We start from the raw sequence: 21,588 nt of genomic DNA on the forward strand, positions 1-21,588 counted from the left end.
GAAATCTATTTATTAATTAAAATTACCCTTTAAGATTATTTATTTTTTAATATCAAAATGCTAGAAATAAACCAATTAACCAAATTCTATGAAAGCAAGAAAGTTTTAGACAGTCTTAATCTTAATATTAACAAAGGAGAAATTTGTGGATTATTAGGGGCAAATGGTGCAGGAAAAACAACAACTATTAATATAATTTGTGGTCTTTTAAACTATGAGCAAGGAAGTATATTTATTAACGGACAAAAACTTTCTAAAAAGAGTAAATATTATTTGGGGGTTTCTCCCCAAGAGAATTTGCTTTATTCTCATCTTACTTGTGTAGAAAATTTAGCTTTTTTTGGTAAACTTTATGGATTAAAAGGTACTAAATTAAAATCTTCTATATATGAATGTCTAAAAGCTGTTAATCTCCTTGATAAAAAAGATGATACTGTTTCCGCTTTGAGTGGGGGAATGCAAAGAAAATTAAATATTGCGATCGCATTAGTTCACCATCCTCTATTATTAATTTTAGATGAACCAACTACAGGATTAGACATTGAGGCACGTTATGATATTTGGCAATTAATTCTTCGTTTAAAACAAGAAGGCATGACTATTTTATTAACGACTCATTTATTAGATGAAGCTGAAAAATTGTGTGATCGCCTCTGCATTATCAAACAAGGAAAAATTGTTAAGGAAGGAAGTTTAAATGATTTAAAAAATATTTTACCTGCAAAAGAGCTTATTTTTATCAAATGTGAGCAGGAAGAAAAATTAATTGAAATAGCAAAAAAACAAGGTTTTAATTATCGTTATTATCAAGGCGAAATTGCTATTTTAAGTGAAGAAATACTAGAATTGTCAACAATCATTGACATATTTTCAGAAATTTATTTAACTTCAGTAACAAAAGTCAATATCAACTTACAACATATTTATTTAGAGATAATAAATAATTGATGATGAGTATAGATAAATTTTTAAAAGTTAGAAGTTAAAGCCGTTACTAATCTTAAATTTCCATTGTTGTTTAGCTATCTATAATAAAACTATAAGGATAAATCTAATTTGAAAAAATTGTGAAGTAATTGCCGTGCGTCTGCGAAAAAATACTCCCATTGATCTAAACTGTGAATATCCCTGCCCTTGTCGCCGTAAAGGAAGACTAAAGCCTATTATCCTAACAGAAGCGATGGGGTGTGATAAATGTCAACAAATTTTTGTATTGGCAGAAAACAAAGAATATATCGAACAACTCAACCCAACTTACCCCTATAAAAAAAGATGGCGTTGGTTAGGAAAACGTTGGATAAGTGCGCAAAAACCTTGGCAAGAAAGTTATTTTCTCTTAGGAATTGTTTGCTTTTTCTTTTCTGTTTTGGTTGCTACTCCATTACTAATTACCTTGACGGGGGGATTTAACTTAATCTCTGGTATGATGGTGGGATTGATATTTCTATCAGTTTGTTTTTCTTTGTGGTTTGTTTATAGCCGCTAATTTTAGTATTATGAATGATTCTGAATTGCAACCGATTGATATTGTTACCCAACAGGCACACCAAGCATTTATTGAAATGGGCAGTATCAAAGGCGTTGAACGTTCTAAGGCTGTTAAGCAAATGGCAATAAAACTCAAAGAGTGCCTTGATGATATTTTACAGGCTAACACCCTTGACTTAGAAATTAGCAAGGAGATGGCTGTACCTGAATTAATCTCTGATTGGTTAAAGTTGACTCCCCAAAGATTAGAAAGTGCGATCGAAATACTTGAAACTTTAGCCGAGTTACCAGACCCTTTTCAGAAAGTTATTAATTCTCCTTATCAAGTCACATATTGTCAAAATTATTCTCAATTAATGCCTTTAGGGGTTATCGCTTTGATTTATGAGGCTTTACCTGAACTGGCGATTATTACGGCTGGTTTAGCTATTAAAACGGGTAATTCCCTTATTTTGCGAGGCAGTAGCGAAGCGAGTAACACTAATTCTATTATTGCTCAGGCTTTACAAATTGCTTTAGAAGACGTTGATTTTCCGTCATTTTGTTTACAGTTTTTACCTTCTGAACAGGGCTTTAAAATTGAAGATTTAGTAACTCAGGATCAATATATAAACCTCATCATACCCTATGGGCGACCGAGTTTAATTCAAGAAGTGACTCAATTTGCCACTGCCCCCGTTTTGAAATCTGCTATGGGCAATTGTTATTTATATTGGTCTTTATGTAACGATTTAGAGTTAGTTAAACATATTATTACTGATAGTTATAATACTATTCCTGATCCAGTAAATGCGATCGAAAAAGTATTAATTAATTGTCAACAAAAATCCAATTCTATCACCCGTCTATTTAACCATTTACAAGAGCAGAAATTTACCCTTTTAGGTGACGAAATATTAGTTAATGAATATCCAGAACATTTACAGTTAATCTCAACTCCAATGTGGGGTAAACCTTTCTTAAACCATACAATTGCTTTTCGTGTAGTTGATGACTTATCTTCTGCTATTGCTTGGATAAATAATTATAGTAGTGGTCATGCGAATTGTTTGATAACAGACTCTTACCAAGAGGGAAGAATTTTTGCGATGGAAACAGATTCGGCTTTAGTATATGTTAATTCTTCCCCTCGTTTTTATCGTTATTTGCCCGGCAGTAATTCTGTATTTTTAGGCATTTCTAATCAAAAAGGAAACCGCCGAGGCTTAATCAGTTTGGAAACCTTCACCACAGTTAAACAAATTGTTGTTGGTAGTGGTGAGGTTTAAATTTAATGGCTCTATTACTTTGAGTATGGGAATTTTGGTTAGGGTAAGCAAGAGGCAAGGGGTAAAGGTAAACTCCCCTTTATCCCCAGGGCTGTTTCATTTTCGAGAAAGAAAAAAGAGCGAGAGATAGGGGAGAGGGAGATGGGGGAATTTTTGTTCATAAAGTTTTAACTAATAGAAAAAAATCCTTGTATCTCTTACTCTTACTTAATCTCAGTTAACCTAATTTTTTACTTTGAAACAGCCCTGCCTTTATCCCCCCTCGAGAGGGAGGAGGGCAAAAGGTAAATAGTTGATAATAAATAACTTCTAACTCCTGTACGGGCGAATGGCTATTCACCCCTAACTAACTCCTAACCCCGAATTCTCATCCCTATTACTCATTACTTTTCAATACCTAAAAATTGACAATAGGAAAATAAATAAAAACTGCTTAACCCTGCATCCATTCTGTATGGAAAAATTCACCTCTAGGTTTATCAGTACGTTCATAAGTATGAGCCCCAAAATAGTCTCGTTGGGCTTGAGTTAGATTTTGAGGGAGGCGATCGCTCCTATAACTATCAAAGTAATCTAACGAAGCACTAAAAGCAGGAATGGGAATACCCAGACTATTAGCTAAAATTAACACATCTCGCCATGCCTGTTGACGATCGAGAATACTTTGTTTAAATTCAGGAGCAAGAAGAAGATTAGGTAAACTAGGATTATCAGAAAAAGCCTTATTGATTTTACCTAAGAAACCTGCTTTGATGATGCAACCTCCTTTCCAAATACGAGCCACTTCAGGAAGATTGATATTGTAGTCATATTCAGCAGAAGCCTTGGCAATTAAAGCCATACCTTGGGCATAAGAACACATTTTTGAGCAGTATAAGGCATCTCGAATTTTATTGATGTATTCGTTGACATCTCCGTCAAATTTTCCTGTTATCCCTGTTAATTCTTTACTAGCAGAAATACGCTCATCTTTGTAGCCAGAAATAACCCTTGCGTTCACCGCCGCATAAATAGTGGGAATAGGTACACCTAATTCTAAAGAACTTACAACAGTCCAACGTCCAGTACCTTTCTGCCCTGCTGAATCAAGGATATAATCAATTAAATGACCATCGGTTTGATCATCTTTTTTGCGAAAAATATCAGCAGTAATTTCAATTAAAAAGGAATTTAGCTCATCAGTTTGATTCCAGTCCGCAAAAACTTCGTGTAACTGCTCATTACTTAAATTAAGACCTTTTTTAAGCAAATCATAAGCCTCTGCAATCAACTGCATATCGCCATATTCGATACCGTTGTGAACCATTTTCACATAATGCCCTGCACCACGGGGGCCAATATAAGTCACACAAGGTCCATCATCCACTTGGGCGGCAATTTTGGTTAAAATCGGCTCTAATTCTTGATAAGCTGAAGCTGTACCGCCGGGCATTAAAGAAGGGCCATGTAAAGCCCCCTCCTCACCACCACTCACACCCATACCCATAAAACCTAAGCCTGTGGGTTCTAATTCATTTGTACGTCTTTCTGTGTCTTCATAGAGGGAATTTCCTCCATCAATAATCATATCTCCTTCTTCAAGAAGGGGTTTAAGTTGTTGAATAACTGCATCTACAGGCGCACCCGCTTTTACCATTACCAAAATTTTACGAGGACGTTCTAAAGTTTGTACAAATTCTTCTAAAGAGTAGGCAGGTTTGATGTCTTTGCCTTGTGCTTTTGTCGCCATAAATTCTTCTGTTTTTGAGGCGGTGCGATTATATACCGCAATGGGAAATCCTCTGCTTTCAACGTTAAGGGCTAAGTTTTCTCCCATTACCGCTAATCCGATTACTCCAAATGTTCTTTTGGTCATAAATATTTTTGAGTGAATAATGTCTTTTACCTTCAGGTTAACTTGATCTTCTCAATTCGTTACCTAAGATTTTGTTAAAATTTCCTTTCTGCTTTTTCTTATTATTAAATTCGATATAAAATTTTTGGTTGAGGTAAACAAGGGACAAAGGCAATTAGTAATTAAGTAAGACAAGACAAGAGGCAAAAGTGTTTAATTAATTTCTCCCTAACACCCCAACAGCCCAACACCTGCAACCTAAAACCTCTTTCCGAACCCTGAACTCCCATTTATAATTAACATAAACTGCGGTTTAAAACTCACTTAACTATTGACTATGACTAAATCGACTAATTCTTTCTCTACTGGTGGTGGTTTACCCGTTATTCAATACTGGCTAGAAAAAAGCGTTTCTCCTCAAGGGGTTAAAATTTGGGAAAAGTTGAATCACAAAAGTAGTTGTTTGTCCTGTGCTTGGGGTACAGGTGGTCAAAAAGGAGGTTTTGTCAATGAAGCGGGAGAATATTTACAAAGATGTGCTAAAAGTGTAGAAGCGATCGCATCTGAGTTACAAGAAGGGATAAAAGGGGATTTTTTCTCTCAAAATGCCATAGAGGATTTACAAAAATTAGATTCCCAAGGGTGCGATCGTCTTGGTCGATTAACCTATCCTGTTATTTTAAGAAAGGGAAATAGTCACTATGAAAGAATTAGTTGGCAAGAAGTTTATGACATTGCAACTCAAGCCTTTCGTCAACCCCCTGAAAGAGTAGCTAGTTATAGCTCAGGTAGATCATCTAATGAAGCCGCTTTTCTTTTACAATTGATGATGAGAGCTAATGGTAGTAATAATTTAGCTGACTGTTCCGATTTATGCCATGCCCCTTCAACCGTTGGCTTAAAAGAAGTTTTTGGTAGTGGCACATCAATGGTAAGCCTAGAAAGTCTGAAACAATCAGATTGCGTGGTTTTAGTCGGTTCAAATGCCCCAGCAAATCATCCTCGCCTCATGAATGAATTAATCAAAATTCGAGACAAAGGCGGTAAAGTTATTATCATTAATCCTCAAATTGAAGTTGGTTTAGTTAAATTTGCTTCTCCTGCCTTTCCCATTAAATCTTTACTTAAAGGGGGTTCAGAAATTTCTACTCTCTATTTACAACCTATTCCCGGTAGTGACGTTGCTGTTTTTGTGGGTATCCAAAAATCTTTACTAGAACAAAACTTAGTTGATTTTGATTATTTGAAAAAATATACCCAAGGTTGGGAAGAAATTATCAATCATGCTCAAAATACCCCTTGGCAAACTATCACTAACACTTGTGGCTTATCAAAAGAAGAAATAGAAGAAGTTGCTTATACCATCGGCAGTGCAGATAAAGTAGTTTTTGCTTGGGCAATGGGGATTACTCACCACACCAATGGAGTTGATAACGTCAAAAGTATTGCTAATACGGCACTAATAACAGGAAATGCAGGAAAAATAGGCACAGGCACAATGCCCATTAGAGGACATTCTAACGTACAGGGATTTGGTTCAATGGGCGTTACTATTAGATTAAGTGAGCCGATAAAAAAAGCCCTAACTCAAATACTCAATCAATCTTTACCAGAAACTAAAGGTTATGATGCCCGTGCTTTAATTACCGCCGCCGATGAAGGAAATATAGATACTCTTTTTTGTTTAGGGGGAAATCTTTATGCCGCTAATCCTGATTTAACTCAAGCAAAACGAGCGTTAGGAAACATTAATACTATTTTTTATGTAGCAACCAAACCCAATCTTGGACATTTTCACGGTTTAGCAGAGGAAAATACCCTTATATTGCCTGTTTTTAACCGTTTTGAAAATCCTCACGCCACCACCACAGAATCGGGAAATAACTTTGTTAGATTAAACGAATCGGGTACAACTCATCTTACTTCCCCCGAAACCGATTTAATCTCCGAAATTGAGTTAATTACCGAAATTGCCCACCGTTTACATGGGGAAAATCCTTTAAACTGGCGTAAACTACAAGATACCAGCTATATTCGTCAATTAATCGCTAAAGCTATTCCGGGTTATCAAAAAATAGGAGAAATCGATCAAACAAAAACCGAATTTACCATTGAAGGGCGCATTTTTTCTGAACCCCATTTCAATACTCTTTCTGGTAAAGCACAAATGCAAGTAACTCCTTTGCCAGTCTTAACTATTCCTGAGCAAATATATTTCGATGGGGATAATAATAAAAAAGGAATTGTTTTAATTTTGGGTTCAGGTAGAGGTTATGGGCAACACAATACTGTTGTTTATAAAACCGAAGATAAATATCGGGGAATGCCTCATCGTCACTGTATCTTAATGAATAGGGAGGATATTAAAAAAGCTGGTTTTCAAGCCCATCAAAGGGTAAATGTAAAAGGTGATGGAGGAGAGTTAATGAATGTGGAAATAGTTGCAGGAGAAATTTTGCAGGGGGTTGCTTTTATGTTTTATCCTGAAGCAAATGTTTTATTTAAAGCTAAAATTGATCCTCGTTGTGGTACTCCTGCTTATAAAAGAGTCCCTATTTTTGTTTATAAGCCCGACAATAACTAAAATAACTAACCCAAGTGGGATAAGGTAAGACGCATTAAACTTATTTTTTTATTATTTTTATTAATTCTTGAAAATAATTTAAACCCTTACCTGTTGCCCGTTGTTGCTTTTTACTTTCTTATCTATCTTCCTGACACCAATTTTTCATCAACCATTATTTAATTGAGCTTATGTTGTACTTTTGGCAAAAATTAACTTCTACTTTAGTTATCATTTTTATCTGTTTGCTGGGGTTATGTTTTTTTCCCCATGAGACATTTGCTTTGACTCGTCAAATAGAGGAAGCCCCCCAACAATTTTTAACCCAGTCTCGTCATACCTTGCGAGATAATCAGGGTAATTCGTGGCAGGTAGTCTTTTTTCAACGTAAGAAAAATGGAGAAGTAAAAACTGTTGATTTACGCTTAGTTGCTTTTCCTGATGTTGTTACTTTTAAGCATCCCCAACCTTTGAAAATAACTTTTAATCAGGGTAAAATTTTATTTGCGGAAGACAAATTTGCAGAGCAATCTCCTGCCCCTAATGTGGGAGAATATGATTTTATGCCGATTATTTCTCAGCTTTCTCCTACTGATTATATTGAGTTGTCTTTGCCTGATGATCTTTCTTTGACTATTCCTGCGGCTATAATTGTGGAATGGCGATCGCTGTCTGATTTATAGTTAAATATAATATAATGATGGGAGTGTTTTTTTATGGTTGCCCTTCATCGCCAAGTTTTGGAATCTCGTCCTGATTCTTTTCGGGGTTGGTTTCAACAAGCAGAAGAATTGAAGTGCCAAGGTTTTTTAATTGAGGCTCTCCATAGCTTCGATCGCGCTTTACAATATTATCAACATGACTATTATTCTTGGTATTATCGTGGTCAAATTCTTGAGGAAATAAACTCTTTTTTAGAAGCAATAAATAGTTATAAAAAAGCCTGTGAAATTAAAAGTAATAATTATTGGGCATGGTATAATCAAGGTTGTATTTGGCAAGAAAAAATAGAAAATTATCAGGAATCTATTATTTGCTTTTTTAATGCCCTTAAAAATAAGCCTGAAGATTATTGGTCAATATATCATTTAGCGAAAGCCTATTACGCTCAAAAAAAATATTTATTATCTCTTAACTATTTACAACAGGCCCTTAAAATTCGCCCCCATGATTATTGGAGTTACTACTGGCAGGGGGTATGTCAACAAAAATTACATCAATGGCAAAACGCAAGGTATAGTTATCAAAAAGCTCTTGAAATTAAGCCCTCTGATTATTGGACTTTAAAACAGTTAGCAACTCTTGCAGAAATTCAATGTCTCTATCAAGATGCGATCGCATTTTATTCTCAGTTGGAAGAAATGGGAGAAGATACTGAGGATATATACTATAAGTTAGCACAATATCATCAAATACTTGGAAATAAAAGCCAAGCCTTACATTATCAGCAGTTAATTACTACTAAATCTTGCTAAGGCGTAACTAATTTTACTTAAAGATAATTGAATAGTTGCGTAATTTGCAAAAGTTTAATTATCTAGGTATTTGGTGAGCAAATTTTTATTTTATTTATTATGAGCGTATCCAATTATAATAATTTATCTATCAAAGGAAAATTTGATTTATATTTTCGTCGTCTAATATCAACTATTGCCGATTTACGTTTAGCCATTATTCTTCTTCTCGTTATTGCAATTTTTAGTATCACTGGCACAATTATTGAACAAAATCAGCCCATTAACTATTATCAAGAAAACTACCCTGAAAATCCTGCTTTATTTGGATTTTTAACATGGCAAGTATTACTAAATATAGGATTAAATCATGTTTATACAACTTGGTGGTATTTAGCAATATTATTTCTCTTTGGCAGTAGCTTAATTGCTTGTACATTTAGAAGACAATTACCTGCATTAAAATCAGCTAAAATATGGAGTTTTTATCATCAATCGAGACAGTTTAATAAACTGGCATTTAGTGCAGAAATTACTACCGAATCTCTTAACATAATAGAGTCAATTCTTAACAAGAAAGGTTATAAAGTTTTTAGTAGTGATAATTCTATTTATGCCCAAAAAGGAATTGCAGGAAGAGTTGGTCCTATTATTGTTCATATTGGGATGATTATTATTTTATTAGGTGCTATTTGGGGAGCATTTTCTGGTTTTTTTGCCCAAGAAATGATTGCTAGTGGCAATACTTTTATGATTAAAAACTATTTAGAAGCAGGAAAATTAACTAATTTAGAAAAAGCCCAATCTTTTCAAGTTAAAGTCAATGATTTTTGGATAGATTACACCCCAGAAGGAAAAGTGGATCAATTTTATTCTGATTTATCTGTAATTAATAAACAAGGAGAAGAAGTAAAACGTAAAACAATTTTTGTTAATCAACCATTAAGGTATAAAGGAATCACTTTTTATCAAACCAGTTGGAGTATTTCAGGAGTAAAAGTTCAGCTTAATAATAGTCCTATATTTCAGTTACCTATGGCAGAATTAGCCACAGAAAATCAAGGTAGAATTTGGGGTACTTGGATTCCTACAAAACCTGATTTAAGTGAAGGAGTTTCCTTAATAACAAAAGATTTACAAGGCACAATGTTTTTATATAATATGCAGGGGGAATTAATTAATGCTATTCGTCCTAATATGCCAGTAGAAGTAAACGGTGTTAATTTAAAAGTTTTACAATTAGTTGGAGCAACTGGTTTACAAATTAAATCTGATCCCGGTGTGCCAATAGTTTATTTTGGTTTCGCTTTATTGATGATTGGTGTCGTTATGAGCTATGTTTCATTTTCACAAGTATGGGCTTTACAAGAGGGAAATAGGTTCTTTATTGGAGGAAAAACGAATCGAGCTCAGGTCGCTTTTGAGAAAGAAATGTATAATATTTTAGAACAGTTATAGTTTCATTTTCTTTTAAATTTATTAGTAAAAAATAATATGAATTTTAACAGTATTAATGTTCAAGAATTAGCTCAAATTTTAGCAGAAGAAAATCAAGCTATTCAACTGATTGATGTGAGAGAAGAAATGGAAGCCCAAATAGCTTCTATACCCCAATTTAAACTTTTACCCTTAAGTAAATATGAACAGTGGGCGAATAAAATTAAGGAAGAATTTAACCCTGAATTAGAGACGATTGTTATTTGTCATCATGGTATTCGGTCAGCAAATATGTGTCAATGGTTAGTTGCTCAAGGATTCAAAAATGTAAAAAATGTCGTAGGCGGTATTGATGCTTATTCTATCTATGTAGATAATACTATTAATCGTTATTGATTTTAAGAAAAGGGAATATGCAAAGGCAATTAGTAATTAGGAATTAGTAATTAAGACGAGGCAAGAGGCAAGAGGCAAACCCCCCTTTATACCCCCTCGAGAGGGGGGAGGGCAACAGTGTTTAATTGATTTCCTCCTCATCCCCTCATCACCGTAAGGGTTGAATATATTCAACCCCTGCCACCTGACACCCGTCACCTGACACCTGAAACCTACCTATTACTCATTATTCTTCTCCAAATTGAGGGCTTTATTTATGGAAGCAAACACTCAAATAATTGATTTACAAAGTCTTGCTAGTGGGGATATTTTACAGCTAAAAACTTATCATTTTCAGGGCAAAAATGGAACAAAAAAAGCCTACATTCAAGCTAATTTACACGGTGCAGAAATTGTTGGTAATGCTGTTATATATGAATTAATTGAGTTTTTTAGTAACTTAAATATTGAGCAAATAGAAGGAGAAATAATTTTAGTTCCTATGTGTAATCCCGTAGGCGCAAATCAAAGAAATTTATTTTTTTCTACGGGTAGATATAGCCCTTATGATGGACTTAATTGGAATCGAATTTTTTGGGATTATATTCATGAATCTCCTGATTTAGATACTTTTGTTAAATTCAATATTAATTTGAGTAAAGAGGAAATATATCATAATTATTTAACTAATATTATTAACAATTTTTCTCATAAAATTAAAGAAATAAATAATAGTCGAAGTTTGCCTTTTTCTGAACATCTTAGGAATGTTTTACAGTCTCTTTCTCTGAATGCCAATTATGTGATTGATATTCATAGTTCCAGTGTATCTGCTATTGATTATATTTATAGCTTCGATCGCCGCCAAAAAAGTACAGATTATTTTTTATTAGAGTATGCTATTTTGATGAATAAATATGATGGAAATGCCTTTGATGAAGCCTTTTTAAATCCTTGGTTAGTACTAGAAAAAAAACTTAATCATGAAGGAAGAAACATCACTTTTGATGTGGAAGCATGGACTTTAGAATTAGGTTCAGGAATGAGGGTAAAAGAAGAATCAGTCAAGAAAGGAGTTAGAGGAATAATTAACTATTTGACTTATAAAAATATCCTAAAATTAGAATTAATTAAACCTCAAAATAAAACTAAATTTGTTCTCAAAAATAACCTTAAACATTATTATGCACCTCAAGGAGGGATTATTCGTAATCGTTTACAAGCAGGGGCAAAAATTCAACAAGGAGATACCCTTTATCAATTATTAACCTTCGAGAAAAAAGAGAGAAAGCCCACTATAATAGATATACAATCAGCAGATCAAGGCATAATTTATGATGTGTCCACTAACGATACTGTTAATCAAGGTGAGTATATTCTAGGTATTTTCCCTCATGTCTAATCCCAACGAGTCATTTTTGCCCATAATTCCCGTTGCCCCTCCAGATTTTAAATCAGGTTTTATCGCCATAATTGGGCGCCCCAATGTTGGTAAATCGACTTTGATGAATGAATTAGTAGGACAAAAAGTCGCCATTACTTCTCCTGTTGCCCAGACAACTCGTAATCGTCTCAGAGGAATTTTAACTACTCCTTCCGCACAAATTATCTTTGTTGATACCCCCGGTATTCATAAACCTCACCATGAATTAGGTAAAGTTTTAGTACAAAATGCTGTTTCCGCCATCAATAATGTTGATTTAGTTTTATTTGTGGTGGATGCTTCTCAACCTGCGGGAGGAGGAGATAGATATATTACTGATTTACTTTTAAAAAGTAAAACTCCCGTCATACTAGGATTAAATAAGAGCGATTTACAGGGAAGCAAAAAAGAAAGCCTCAATGAAAGTTATCAAGAAATATGTCAAGAAAATTGGCAAATGATCAACTTTTCAGCTATCACAGGGGAAGGATTGGACAAATTACAACAGGAATTAATCAATAAACTTGATGTTGGACCCTACTATTATCCTCCTGATTTAGTCACAGATCAACCCGAAAGGTTTATTATCGGTGAGTTGATTCGAGAACAAATATTGTTACATACCAGAGAAGAAATACCCCATTCAGTGGCGGTGACAGTGGAAAAGGTAGTAGAAGAAACAAAAATCACGAAAATTTATGCAGCGATTAGTGTGGAAAGAAGTTCTCAAAAAGGTATCATTATTGGACAAAAAGGGCAAATGTTGAAAACCATTGGTACTGCCTCTCGTCAACAAATGCAAAAATTATTAAGTGGAAAAGTCTATTTAGAGTTATTTGTCAAAGTTGAGCCTAAATGGAGACAATCTCGGTTGCGTTTAGCTGAATTTGGCTATCAAGTTGAGAAGAATTAATTTATAAGATAGATTGAGGTGTTATAACAAAGGTTTTAGGTTTCAGGTGACGGGTGTCAGGAGAGAAATAGGTAATGAGGATGAAAGTTAGGAGTTTTTAATTCTTAATTCTTAATTCTTAATTTTTCCTTTACCCCTTGCCCTTTTGAAATTTATTTACTAATTCCAAATGATAAATCCTTTTCTTAATTTAGAGTACGAACCAGCAATGGAAAATTTGGGGGATGATTATTATGATGTAGTTACTCCTGCTGAATTTCCTCAACATATTCTCAGATTTCGTAATGATGATTTACTATCAATCATCGGCTTAAGTGAGGATGAAGTAGAAGATAGCCATTGGGTAGATGCTTTTGGTAAGTTTCAGGGTATTAGACCGTTTTTAGCTTTAAAATATCATGGTTATCAGTTTGGGGTTTATAATCCTCAACTGGGGGATGGTAGAGGTTTTCTTTATGGACAAGTTAGAGGTAGAGATGGGGTATTATACGATTTTGGCACAAAAGGCTCTGGTAGAACACCTTATTCTCGTCAGGCAGATGGTAGGTTAACTCTTAAGGGAGGAGTCAGAGAAATTATCGCTGGAGAGGCTTTGTTTCGCATGGGGGTTAATACTTCCCGTTGTTTATCTCTCATTGAAACGGGGGAAGCCCTATGGCGTGGAGATGAACCTTCTCCCACTCGTAGCTCGGTAATGGTAAGATTTAGCAAGTCTCATATTCGCTTTGGTAGTTTTGAAAGGTTATATTATTTTCAACGTCCTGATTTAGTAAAAAATTTACTGGATCATGTGATTTATTATTATTATCCTCATTTAACGATGCAGGATAAGCCTTATACTCTTTTTTACTCGGAATTAATCCAGAGAGTTGCTTTATTAGTCGCTCAGTGGATGAGTGCCGGTTTTTGTCATGGGGTACTAAATACGGATAATATGTCCATTACAGGGGAAAGTTTTGATTATGGCCCTTATGCTTTTATTAATACCTATGATCCTACTTTTACGGCGGCTTATTTTGATTATGGTGGTAGGTATTGTTATGGCAATCAGCCTTTGATTTGTCGTTGGAATTTGGAGTTGTTACAGAAGCCTTTGGGGTTACTGATTTCTTTAGAGGATTTACAACAGGAGTTAGCTAAATTCGAGAGAGTTTATCAGGGTTATTATCAAGAGTTAATGCTGAAAAAATTAGGGTTTTCTCAACTTAGAAATAATTTAGGAGAAAAGCTAGTTCAAGAAACTATTGATTTGTTAAAAGAGAGTCAATATAGTTATCATCAATTCTTTGCTGATTTAGCAGAGCAGTTTAATTATGGATGGCATAATAGTTATGAATTAATTTTAGAAAATAGTGAGATAAAAAGTTCTAATTTGGATAGTTGGAAAAGGCTTTACCATCTCTGCTTAGAAACTTTTGTGAGAGAAGAGTTAGACCAAATTCAATGCACTTTACATCAATATAACCCCCAAATTGTTCCTATTCGGGCTATTATTGAGGCGATTTGGCATCCAATTACCACAGAAGATAACTGGCTACCTTTTTATGATTTGTTAGCTCAAATTAAGCAATAAAAGTCAATATGTTTTATGTCAACCTTTGAGCATTTTCTGTAAGCCTAGCCAACCAATAGCAATAAATGCGATCGCCAACATAAGACTGGAAATCGATGTTTTTAAACTTTGTTGTAGGGCTAATCCTTGAGCTTTTCTTTTTTCTTGCTCAACCGCTTTTTGTAATTCTGATTCTAGTTGATTTCTTACTTCTTGAAATTTTGCCTTTAATTCTTCAGGTTTATCTGATAGATTTAAAATTTGTTGTAATTGATCTCTTTGGGTTGTAATTGATTGTAACTGTTGAGGATTTAATTGCTGTCCTCCTAAATTTCCTCCTGCCTGAATAATTTGGTTTCTCTGTTCGATTTCTTGTTTGAGCTGTTCAGGATTTTTGGAGATGGCTTCTAATTCCGATACAAAACCTTGAATTTGTGCCTCTTGTTGGGCAATTCTTTGATCTATTTGCACGAATAAATCGGAGCTTACACGGTTTATGTTACCAAAATGGAGGGGAACAAGCAATAAATAAACTAATCCTAGGATACTGGCAATGATAAAAACGATCATCCTTACTGGCTTATTTGGTTTTTCGGAGTTATTATTATCCCCAATCCACCAAGCAACTAATAAAAATGCGATCGCAATTAAGGGCGTAATTCCTTGCTCAATAGCACCATTGGTTACATTTATTTGCCAATTTGGATCTTGCCATTGAGGAGAAATCAAGAAAAAAACATAGTTAATTAGAGAGGAAATAAGAAGAATCCCACCAACTAACTTAAGAATTAAACTTATAAAACCAGAGGTTATTTTCATATTTTAATAATAAAAATTAGCAATTCAAAATTTATTAATTCGTATTTACTAAGATATTGTACCAAGATATTAAATCTTTAATAGTAAAGATTAATTAAATTAAAATTAATATTTTTTTCGTTAATTATCAATAACTTTTTCTATCTATTACTTACTTTACTTTGCTAAGATTATTAAGATTTAGTTTTTTCTTTTTTCTTTCTTCACTGGTGAATAAGGTACAAAATCAGAGTATTATCAAATAATAATTAAATCAGACTTATGGATCAATGTATAGCTATTTTTTCTAAATCTGAAGATATACTTAAAACACTATTTTCTACTATTCTTAAGCCGAATGAAGGTTAATTAGGGTTTACTGAATAAAGCAAAAGGTGATAAAAATCAAAGATTGTAACGGAGTTAATTAATAAAAAATGTGCAGTTTTAGAAAATTTCGGTCAAAAATTATACCTTAATTCGGCAACGCCTAATTTATATACTCAAAGCAATAGAGCCAACATCCTTTAGTCTGTTCACTTTTCCTAAATAAAAAAATAAGGGCAGACAATGAAGCCTACCCTCAAATTTGTTTCAGTTTAGAAGTTAATCTTAGAAACGAGTGCTGTTAGGTTTGTAAACGATAAAACTCATGGTTTGACACTGTTTGATATTGTCGAAACCGATTACACGGATATAAGAATCAGAGTATTGAGCTTTACATTCACGTACTTCGTTTAATACTTCTTGAGCAGAAGAAGCGTTAAATAAAGGTAATTTCCATAAAGTCCAGTGGTGATCTTTGGGTTGAGGATCTTTTTCAAATTCTACCGCAGGAATAAATCCTTGATCTAATAAATACTGTACTTGTTTAACGATTTGTTGATCAGTTAAAGGAGGTAAGTAAGATAAAGTTTCGTAACGGCGCTCTTTAGGTAAAGTTTGCATCTTTTATTCTTCCTTGTTGTCTAATGAATTTGATTCTTGATTATTTTCATCCTTATCGGATGAATTAACAGGTAAAGATTGAGTTTGAGTTAAACGCTCTAAAAGATGACGACGATGTTCAATATTAGATTGAATAATATTAGTTTTTACCATTTCTGGCAAAAATTCCAATACTTGCTCTGCTAAATCTTCTCTTACTGTTAAAATTCTCAAAACTAACTCTTTATTTTCTCCCAATAGGTTATTAAGATATTTTTCACTATCTTGAACGGAAGTGCGATCGCTGTAGTTAGTTAACCAAATCGCCTGCCTAGGATTAGTTTCAGTTAGTTGATTAATGATAATTTTTACAGCTTGAAAAGTAAGATAACTTTGCAAAACCTTCGCCGTATCCTTGGCAATTTGCTTATAGGACATAATTCAGTGACTATCAGTATCCAGTTATCAGATTGATTAAATAAGTACAATTGCTTAAATGACTTTATTATTCTGTTTATTGTCAGATTTTTTGTTCACTTAGGACTATTTATACTTATTTTAGTTTTTCTGATTCCTGAATTCTGACTACTGAACAGTCAACTTAGAGAGTATCAACGGTGTCAAACTCGAATTTGATTTCTTTCCAGAGTTCACAAGCCGCAGCTAACTCAGGACTCCAACGACAAGCCTCACGAATTACTTCGTTACCTTCACGAGCGAGAGAACGTCCTTCATTACGAGCTTGAACACAAGCCTCTAAAGCTACACGGTTAGCGGTTGCACCAGGTGCGTTACCCCAAGGGTGTCCTAAAGTACCACCACCGAACTGTAAACAAGAATCATCACCGAAGATTTCAACTAATGCAGGCATATGCCATACGTGGATACCACCAGAAGCTACAGGCATGGTTCCGGGTAAGGAAGCGTAGTCTTGGGTGAAGAATACACCACGAGAACGATCTTCCTCTACATAGTCTTCGCGCATTAAGTCAACAAAACCTAAAGTAGCAGCGCGATCGCCTTCTAATTTACCTACAACAGTACCAGAGTGTAAGTGGTCACCACCAGAGAGACGGAGACATTTTGCTAAAACACGGAAGTGGATACCATGATTTTTCTGACGGTCAATTACTGCGTGCATCGCACGGTGGATGTGTAATAATACACCATTATCACGACACCATTTTGCTAAGGTAGTGTTAGCAGTAAAACCACCAGTTAAGAAGTCGTGCATGATAATAGGAGTACCGATTTCTTTGGCGAATTCAGCACGTTTGAGCATTTCTTCGCAAGTACCTGCGGTTACGTTTAAGTAGTGACCTTTGATTTCATTGGTTTCAGCTTGTGCTTTTTCAATAGCTTCTTGAACGAATAAGAAGCGATCGCGCCAACGCATGAAGGGTTGAGAGTTGATGTTTTCATCATCTTTGGTGAAGTCTAAACCACCACGAAGACACTCATAAACCGCACGACCATAGTTTTTAGCGGACAAACCTAATTTAGGCTTAATGGTACAACCAAGTAAAGGACGACCGTATTTGTTTAATAAGTCACGTTCAACAGTGATACCGTGAGGAGGACCTTGATAAGTTTTGATTAAAGCAACGGGGAAACGGATGTCTTCTAAACGTAACGCACGAAGAGCTTTAAACCCGAAAACATTGCCAACTAAAGAGGTTAAAACGTTGGTGATAGAGCCTTCTTCAAATAAATCCAAAGGATAAGCAACGAAACAGAAATATTGATTATCTTCACCGGGTACGGGTTCAACACTGTAACAACGACCTTTGTAACGATCTAAGTCAGTTAAACCATCAGTCCATACAGTAGTCCAAGTTCCAGTAGAGGACTCAGCCGCAACCGCCGCCGCACATTCTTCGGGGGGAACTCCAGGTTGGGGAGTCATACGGAAACAAGCCAATAAATCAGTATCTTTAGGGGTATAGTCAGGGGTGTAATAGGTTAAGCGATAATCCTGCACACCAGCTTTGAATCCAGCTTGTGCCATGCTTGGTATCCTCCAAATATATAAATTTTCTTTATAGCGTTATATGTAACAACTTCTTTTAATGGAAGTTAGTTTTTTGGCTTTTGCTTTTCGAGTTTAAATCTTATCATGAAGGGGATCATTTTCTATACACCTAGATTAACTATTTACGATTATTATTTTTTCTGAATTTGATTAACTTAACTAATCTAATTCTCTATGCTTACCCCAGACTATTCTCTAGGTATTTTAAACTGCTAATTTTTCCCTCTTTAACGTTATAAAAGTCAGAATTTCACATTTCTTTACACTTTGAGGTTAAATTATTACGATTATTAGTTTTCCTTATATTTTAATTAAAAAGGTAATGAGTAACGATGCGCTAGGCAAAGGAGAATAGTTGATAATTAAGAATAAAAAACCCCTAAATCTCATTCTCATTACTCATTAATCATTACTTGTTTCTCCCTTTCAGCCTCTCTCCTCATATAGTTAATAACAACACTACTCCTCCTCCGCAGAAGGAACATCATGGGGGGTAATACGATTAATCAAATCAATTATTTGATCGCCTTTCTCTAGGGAAGAATCATGAACAAAGCGAATTTCTGGGGTATGTCGCAAACGAATCCGATGACCCAATTCCCTCCTAACAAAAGGAGTACAAGCCTTTAAACCTTCCATTGTTTCGGCTTTAGCTTCTGGTGTACCATAAATACTTACAAAAACCTTAGCGTGTTGTAAATCCCCTGACATTTCAACATCGAGAATACTAACCATTCCCGCTCCCACTCTGTCATCTTTAATACCACTAATAAGCATTTGACTGATTTCTTTTCTAATTAAAGACGATACTTTTTCTACACGACGACTATTTGCCATAATCTCAAAATTCTCCTTTTATTTTCTAATATATTTTTTCGTTTGTTAGTGTCATTTTGCTATAAATTGAGATGTTAGATTATTAAGGTCTTTTTCTTCTTAATTTATAGTGAAAACAAATTTTTTTATTAATACTTAAGATCACAATTGAAAAATTTTCAAAACTTCTTTACTTCTGCTATTCTCAGTATTCTTCATTTTTTACTCTTAATTTATAATCTCGATCGCATTTAAAAGTTACAGTGATATTGCTATAATATACTGATAAAAAATTTATACTTAACAAAATTTGAATTTAAGCATTTTAAAACATCTTTTTTTCTTTTCTCTATCCTCACTACTATCTTTCATTCCTCACCCATGTGTAACTAAAAAATAATAATGTATTTATTTTAAACAGGGGTAATTCCTAACATTGCTTTTAAAGTAAAGTAAAGAAAGAAAAAACCGCCAACCATTAACCCCAAAAGTGCGATCGCAGTTGGAGGATTATTAAATAAAGGTTTTACTTGTTGCCAAAGAAAAAAGAAAATACCTAAAATCAAACTCACCATATAGCGAGGATAGCGTAAAACATTCTCCCAAAAACCGTCCATAGTTATCTCAATAAATTATTAAATAGTCCTAGTTTCTTTGATATAGTTTAACAGTTATTTTATCTTCATTCTCAACTATCACAAGAGAATATCATTAATCAAAAAATTTTCCATCAAAATTCAATCCGTGAAATTGATAGGACAAGGAATGTCTGGAACATCTATTAAATCAACCAATCCTAACTGAATATAAGGCAACATTGATCTAGTTATTTGAGTTAAATCTTGATTAATTTGTAAACTCAAATCTCTTAAAGTATTTTTCCCATTAAACAGCTTACTCATAATCTGATAAGTTTTCGGAGAAGTTTTTTCCTGAAGTTTATCATATTGTCTAATAATCGGACATTGATTGGGAAAACGGTCTGCTAATTTTGCATTTTGCCAACTTTGCCAACTTTGCCAAGCCTCAACAATTACCTGATCTGGATCAATAAAAACTAGCTGACTAGACAAAGACTGATTATTTCTCAACTGAAAAACAACCTCCATTCTTTGAGTTATATCAAATAAAATTTCAATAATAATATTTTTGATAATTAAACTTAATTGCTGACGAGTTACTTCCTCTTGTTTTAACCAATAACTAAGTAATTCGTATTCCCAAAATTGACGAAAACTTTTCTGATTAATAATACTTTCATCAAGAGAAGATATTTGAGTAATCAATATAGGGGCAAATCTAGCAACATTCCTCATCCATCTTCTAACAGGATGCCTTCCCCCAGTTGCAAAAATAATTCTTCCTAAATAAAAATAGAAAATCCACTCTTCTCCTCTTGACGAACCAAAAATCAATTCTCCCGTGAACTGGGGTTGTTTTAAACTCTGAAATAAAGTAGTTTGTCTTGTACCAATAAACTCCCTGATAGGGATTTTAGGGGCGTTACTAGATTCTGTCATTACTACAAAAAAATTTAATTTTTCAGTTATTGGAAATCACTTTTAAGTATATATATAATTTGACAGTGTTGCTACAATCAGCAAACTGTAAAAGAAGACTATTGTTAGTTCTATTTTTTATATCTATACTTTATATTAAGATGTCATGGAAAATCTTACTATTAATTTATGAACCAATCAGAGGATAAAACGGAAAAAATTTTATACCAATGGATGAACTCCAAAGGAATTAAAAATTATTTAGAACTGAGTCGCAAATCTCAAGTGTCAGAATTACAGTTTTATCGTCTTGAACATAATTTAATTGATAACATCCCTCTAGGAATACTCAAAAAAATTGCTTTTGCTTTTGATATTTCTCTTCAAACTCTAATTGATAATTTAAGCACACCTCCCCAAGAAATATCTTCCCATGAAGTCGAAAAAGATTTGAAACTAGAATGTGAGCGTTTGTTAAAAGAAAATGAGCAATTAAGACAAAATCTAATCAAAGAGTATCAAAGAGACATAATCACTATTTTAGAATCTTTACTTTTACAGTTGCCAACAATTAACTACGCTATAAAAAATAATCCAGAAATCCCCGCAACAAGATTATTACCACTAATGCAACCAGTACAAGATTTATTAAGATTTTGGGGCATAGAAACTATTGGAGAAGTGGGAGAAACAGTTAAATATGATCCCCAAATACATGAGTTAATGGAAGACACTCAAGACGATACTCAGATCTTTGAAATGGTAAAAATACGTTATGTGGGTTATCGCCAAGGGGAAGATTTACTTTATCGTGCCAAGGTTAGCCCCATTGTTGAATAAACTTATTTCTGGAGTTCCTTAACTGTGGCATGAATGTTATTAACCTCAGTTCGGTTTAAGAATATCAGATAAGGCTAGGTATTAGGGTTCGGAGTTAGTTAGGGGCGAATGGCCATTCGCCCGTACAGGAGTTAGAAGTTATTAATTATCAACTATTTACCTTTGCCCTCCCCTCTCAAGAGGGGGGATAAAAGACAGGGCTGTTTCAAAGTAAAAAATTAGGTTAACTGAGATTAAGTAAGAATAAGAGATACAAGGATTTTTTTCTATTAGTTAAAACTTTATGAACAAAAATCCCCCCATCTCCCTCTCCCCCTATCTCCCGCTCTTTTTTCTTTCTCGAAAATGAAACAGCCCTGGGGATAAAGG

The 21,588-nt window shown here is 34.2% G+C and carries 20 protein-coding genes; 12 read left to right on the top strand and 8 right to left on the bottom strand.

Going from position 1 to position 21,588, the window contains the following annotated elements; translation table 11 throughout:
- Positions 1-57: 57 nt before the first annotated feature.
- The 3 genes from CYAN10605_RS03180 (at position 58) to CYAN10605_RS03190 (ending at position 2,756) form a co-directional block, all read left to right on the top strand.
- Positions 58-948, top strand: a complete 891-nt coding sequence (locus tag CYAN10605_RS03180; protein WP_015218499.1) for an ABC transporter ATP-binding protein — start codon at positions 58-60, stop codon at positions 946-948.
- 133 nt (positions 949-1,081) lie between these two features.
- Positions 1,082-1,486 (top strand): hypothetical protein, encoded by a 405-nt coding sequence (locus CYAN10605_RS03185; protein ID WP_015218500.1) that lies wholly within the window; start codon positions 1,082-1,084, stop codon positions 1,484-1,486.
- Between the two features lie 10 nt (positions 1,487-1,496).
- Positions 1,497-2,756, top strand: a complete 1,260-nt coding sequence (locus tag CYAN10605_RS03190; RefSeq protein WP_015218501.1) for a gamma-glutamyl-phosphate reductase — start codon at positions 1,497-1,499, stop codon at positions 2,754-2,756.
- Positions 2,757-3,189: 433 nt separating this feature from the next.
- Here the strand turns inward: CYAN10605_RS03190 and gnd are convergent, their stop codons facing one another.
- Positions 3,190-4,611 (bottom strand): decarboxylating NADP(+)-dependent phosphogluconate dehydrogenase, encoded by a 1,422-nt coding sequence (gnd, locus tag CYAN10605_RS03195; protein WP_015218502.1) that lies wholly within the window; start codon positions 4,609-4,611, stop codon positions 3,190-3,192.
- 316 nt (positions 4,612-4,927) lie between these two features.
- On the opposite strand from gnd, the gene CYAN10605_RS03200 reads away from it, so the two are divergent.
- From CYAN10605_RS03200 to CYAN10605_RS03235, 8 genes are all read left to right on the top strand, one after another.
- Positions 4,928-7,174, top strand: coding sequence for an FdhF/YdeP family oxidoreductase (locus tag CYAN10605_RS03200; protein WP_015218503.1), 2,247 nt, complete (start codon positions 4,928-4,930; stop codon positions 7,172-7,174).
- Between the two features lie 170 nt (positions 7,175-7,344).
- Positions 7,345-7,836, top strand: a complete 492-nt coding sequence (locus tag CYAN10605_RS03205) for a DUF3122 domain-containing protein (protein ID WP_015218504.1) — start codon at positions 7,345-7,347, stop codon at positions 7,834-7,836.
- A gap of 33 nt (positions 7,837-7,869) precedes the next feature.
- Complete coding sequence (locus tag CYAN10605_RS03210; protein WP_015218505.1) at positions 7,870-8,628, top strand: tetratricopeptide repeat protein; 759 nt, start codon at positions 7,870-7,872, stop codon at positions 8,626-8,628.
- Positions 8,629-8,727: 99 nt separating this feature from the next.
- A complete protein-coding gene (locus CYAN10605_RS03215) occupies positions 8,728-10,065 on the top strand; it encodes a cytochrome c biogenesis protein (protein ID WP_015218506.1) in 1,338 nt (445 codons plus the stop codon).
- A gap of 36 nt (positions 10,066-10,101) precedes the next feature.
- Complete coding sequence (locus tag CYAN10605_RS03220) at positions 10,102-10,440, top strand: rhodanese-like domain-containing protein (RefSeq protein WP_015218507.1); 339 nt, start codon at positions 10,102-10,104, stop codon at positions 10,438-10,440.
- Positions 10,441-10,696: 256 nt separating this feature from the next.
- On the top strand, positions 10,697-11,821 hold the full coding sequence (locus CYAN10605_RS03225; protein WP_015218508.1) for a succinylglutamate desuccinylase/aspartoacylase family protein: 1,125 nt from the start codon (positions 10,697-10,699) through the stop codon (positions 11,819-11,821).
- On the top strand, positions 11,814-12,755 hold the full coding sequence (gene era / locus CYAN10605_RS03230) for a GTPase Era (protein ID WP_015218509.1): 942 nt from the start codon (positions 11,814-11,816) through the stop codon (positions 12,753-12,755). The genes CYAN10605_RS03225 and era overlap by 8 nt, the downstream gene beginning before the upstream one ends.
- Before the next feature lie 169 nt (positions 12,756-12,924).
- Positions 12,925-14,328: a protein adenylyltransferase SelO gene (locus tag CYAN10605_RS03235; RefSeq protein ID WP_015218510.1), complete on the top strand. Its 1,404-nt coding sequence runs from the start codon at positions 12,925-12,927 to the stop codon at positions 14,326-14,328.
- Between the two features lie 18 nt (positions 14,329-14,346).
- Here the strand turns inward: CYAN10605_RS03235 and CYAN10605_RS03240 are convergent, their stop codons facing one another.
- From CYAN10605_RS03240 to CYAN10605_RS03270, 7 genes are all read right to left on the bottom strand, one after another.
- Complete coding sequence (locus tag CYAN10605_RS03240) at positions 14,347-15,126, bottom strand: HpsJ family protein (protein ID WP_015218511.1); 780 nt, start codon at positions 15,124-15,126, stop codon at positions 14,347-14,349.
- A 591-nt stretch (positions 15,127-15,717) separates the two neighbouring features.
- A complete protein-coding gene (locus CYAN10605_RS03245) occupies positions 15,718-16,053 on the bottom strand; it encodes a ribulose bisphosphate carboxylase small subunit (protein WP_015218512.1) in 336 nt (111 codons plus the stop codon).
- 3 nt (positions 16,054-16,056) lie between these two features.
- Positions 16,057-16,470 (bottom strand): RuBisCO chaperone RbcX, encoded by a 414-nt coding sequence (gene rcbX / locus CYAN10605_RS03250; RefSeq protein WP_015218513.1) that lies wholly within the window; start codon positions 16,468-16,470, stop codon positions 16,057-16,059.
- Positions 16,471-16,633: 163 nt separating this feature from the next.
- Entirely contained in the window at positions 16,634-18,040 is a 1,407-nt protein-coding gene (locus CYAN10605_RS03255) for a form I ribulose bisphosphate carboxylase large subunit (protein ID WP_015218514.1), read from the bottom strand.
- Between the two features lie 483 nt (positions 18,041-18,523).
- Complete coding sequence (gene rbfA / locus CYAN10605_RS03260) at positions 18,524-18,901, bottom strand: 30S ribosome-binding factor RbfA (protein ID WP_015218515.1); 378 nt, start codon at positions 18,899-18,901, stop codon at positions 18,524-18,526.
- A 392-nt stretch (positions 18,902-19,293) separates the two neighbouring features.
- The gene (locus CYAN10605_RS03265; RefSeq protein WP_015218516.1) at positions 19,294-19,497 is read right to left on the bottom strand and encodes a DUF751 family protein; all 204 of its coding nucleotides are present in this window, start codon (positions 19,495-19,497) and stop codon (positions 19,294-19,296) included.
- A 120-nt stretch (positions 19,498-19,617) separates the two neighbouring features.
- Positions 19,618-20,400: a DUF4388 domain-containing protein gene (locus CYAN10605_RS03270; RefSeq protein ID WP_015218517.1), complete on the bottom strand. Its 783-nt coding sequence runs from the start codon at positions 20,398-20,400 to the stop codon at positions 19,618-19,620.
- 168 nt (positions 20,401-20,568) lie between these two features.
- Between CYAN10605_RS03270 and CYAN10605_RS03275 the strand changes: the two genes are divergently transcribed.
- Entirely contained in the window at positions 20,569-21,219 is a 651-nt protein-coding gene (locus CYAN10605_RS03275) for a helix-turn-helix domain-containing protein (RefSeq protein ID WP_015218518.1), read from the top strand.
- The last annotated feature ends 369 nt before the right edge of the window (positions 21,220-21,588 follow it).

This window comes from Cyanobacterium aponinum PCC 10605 (assembly GCF_000317675.1).
In the GTDB taxonomy this organism is placed as follows: Bacteria; Cyanobacteriota; Cyanobacteriia; order Cyanobacteriales; family Cyanobacteriaceae; genus PCC-10605.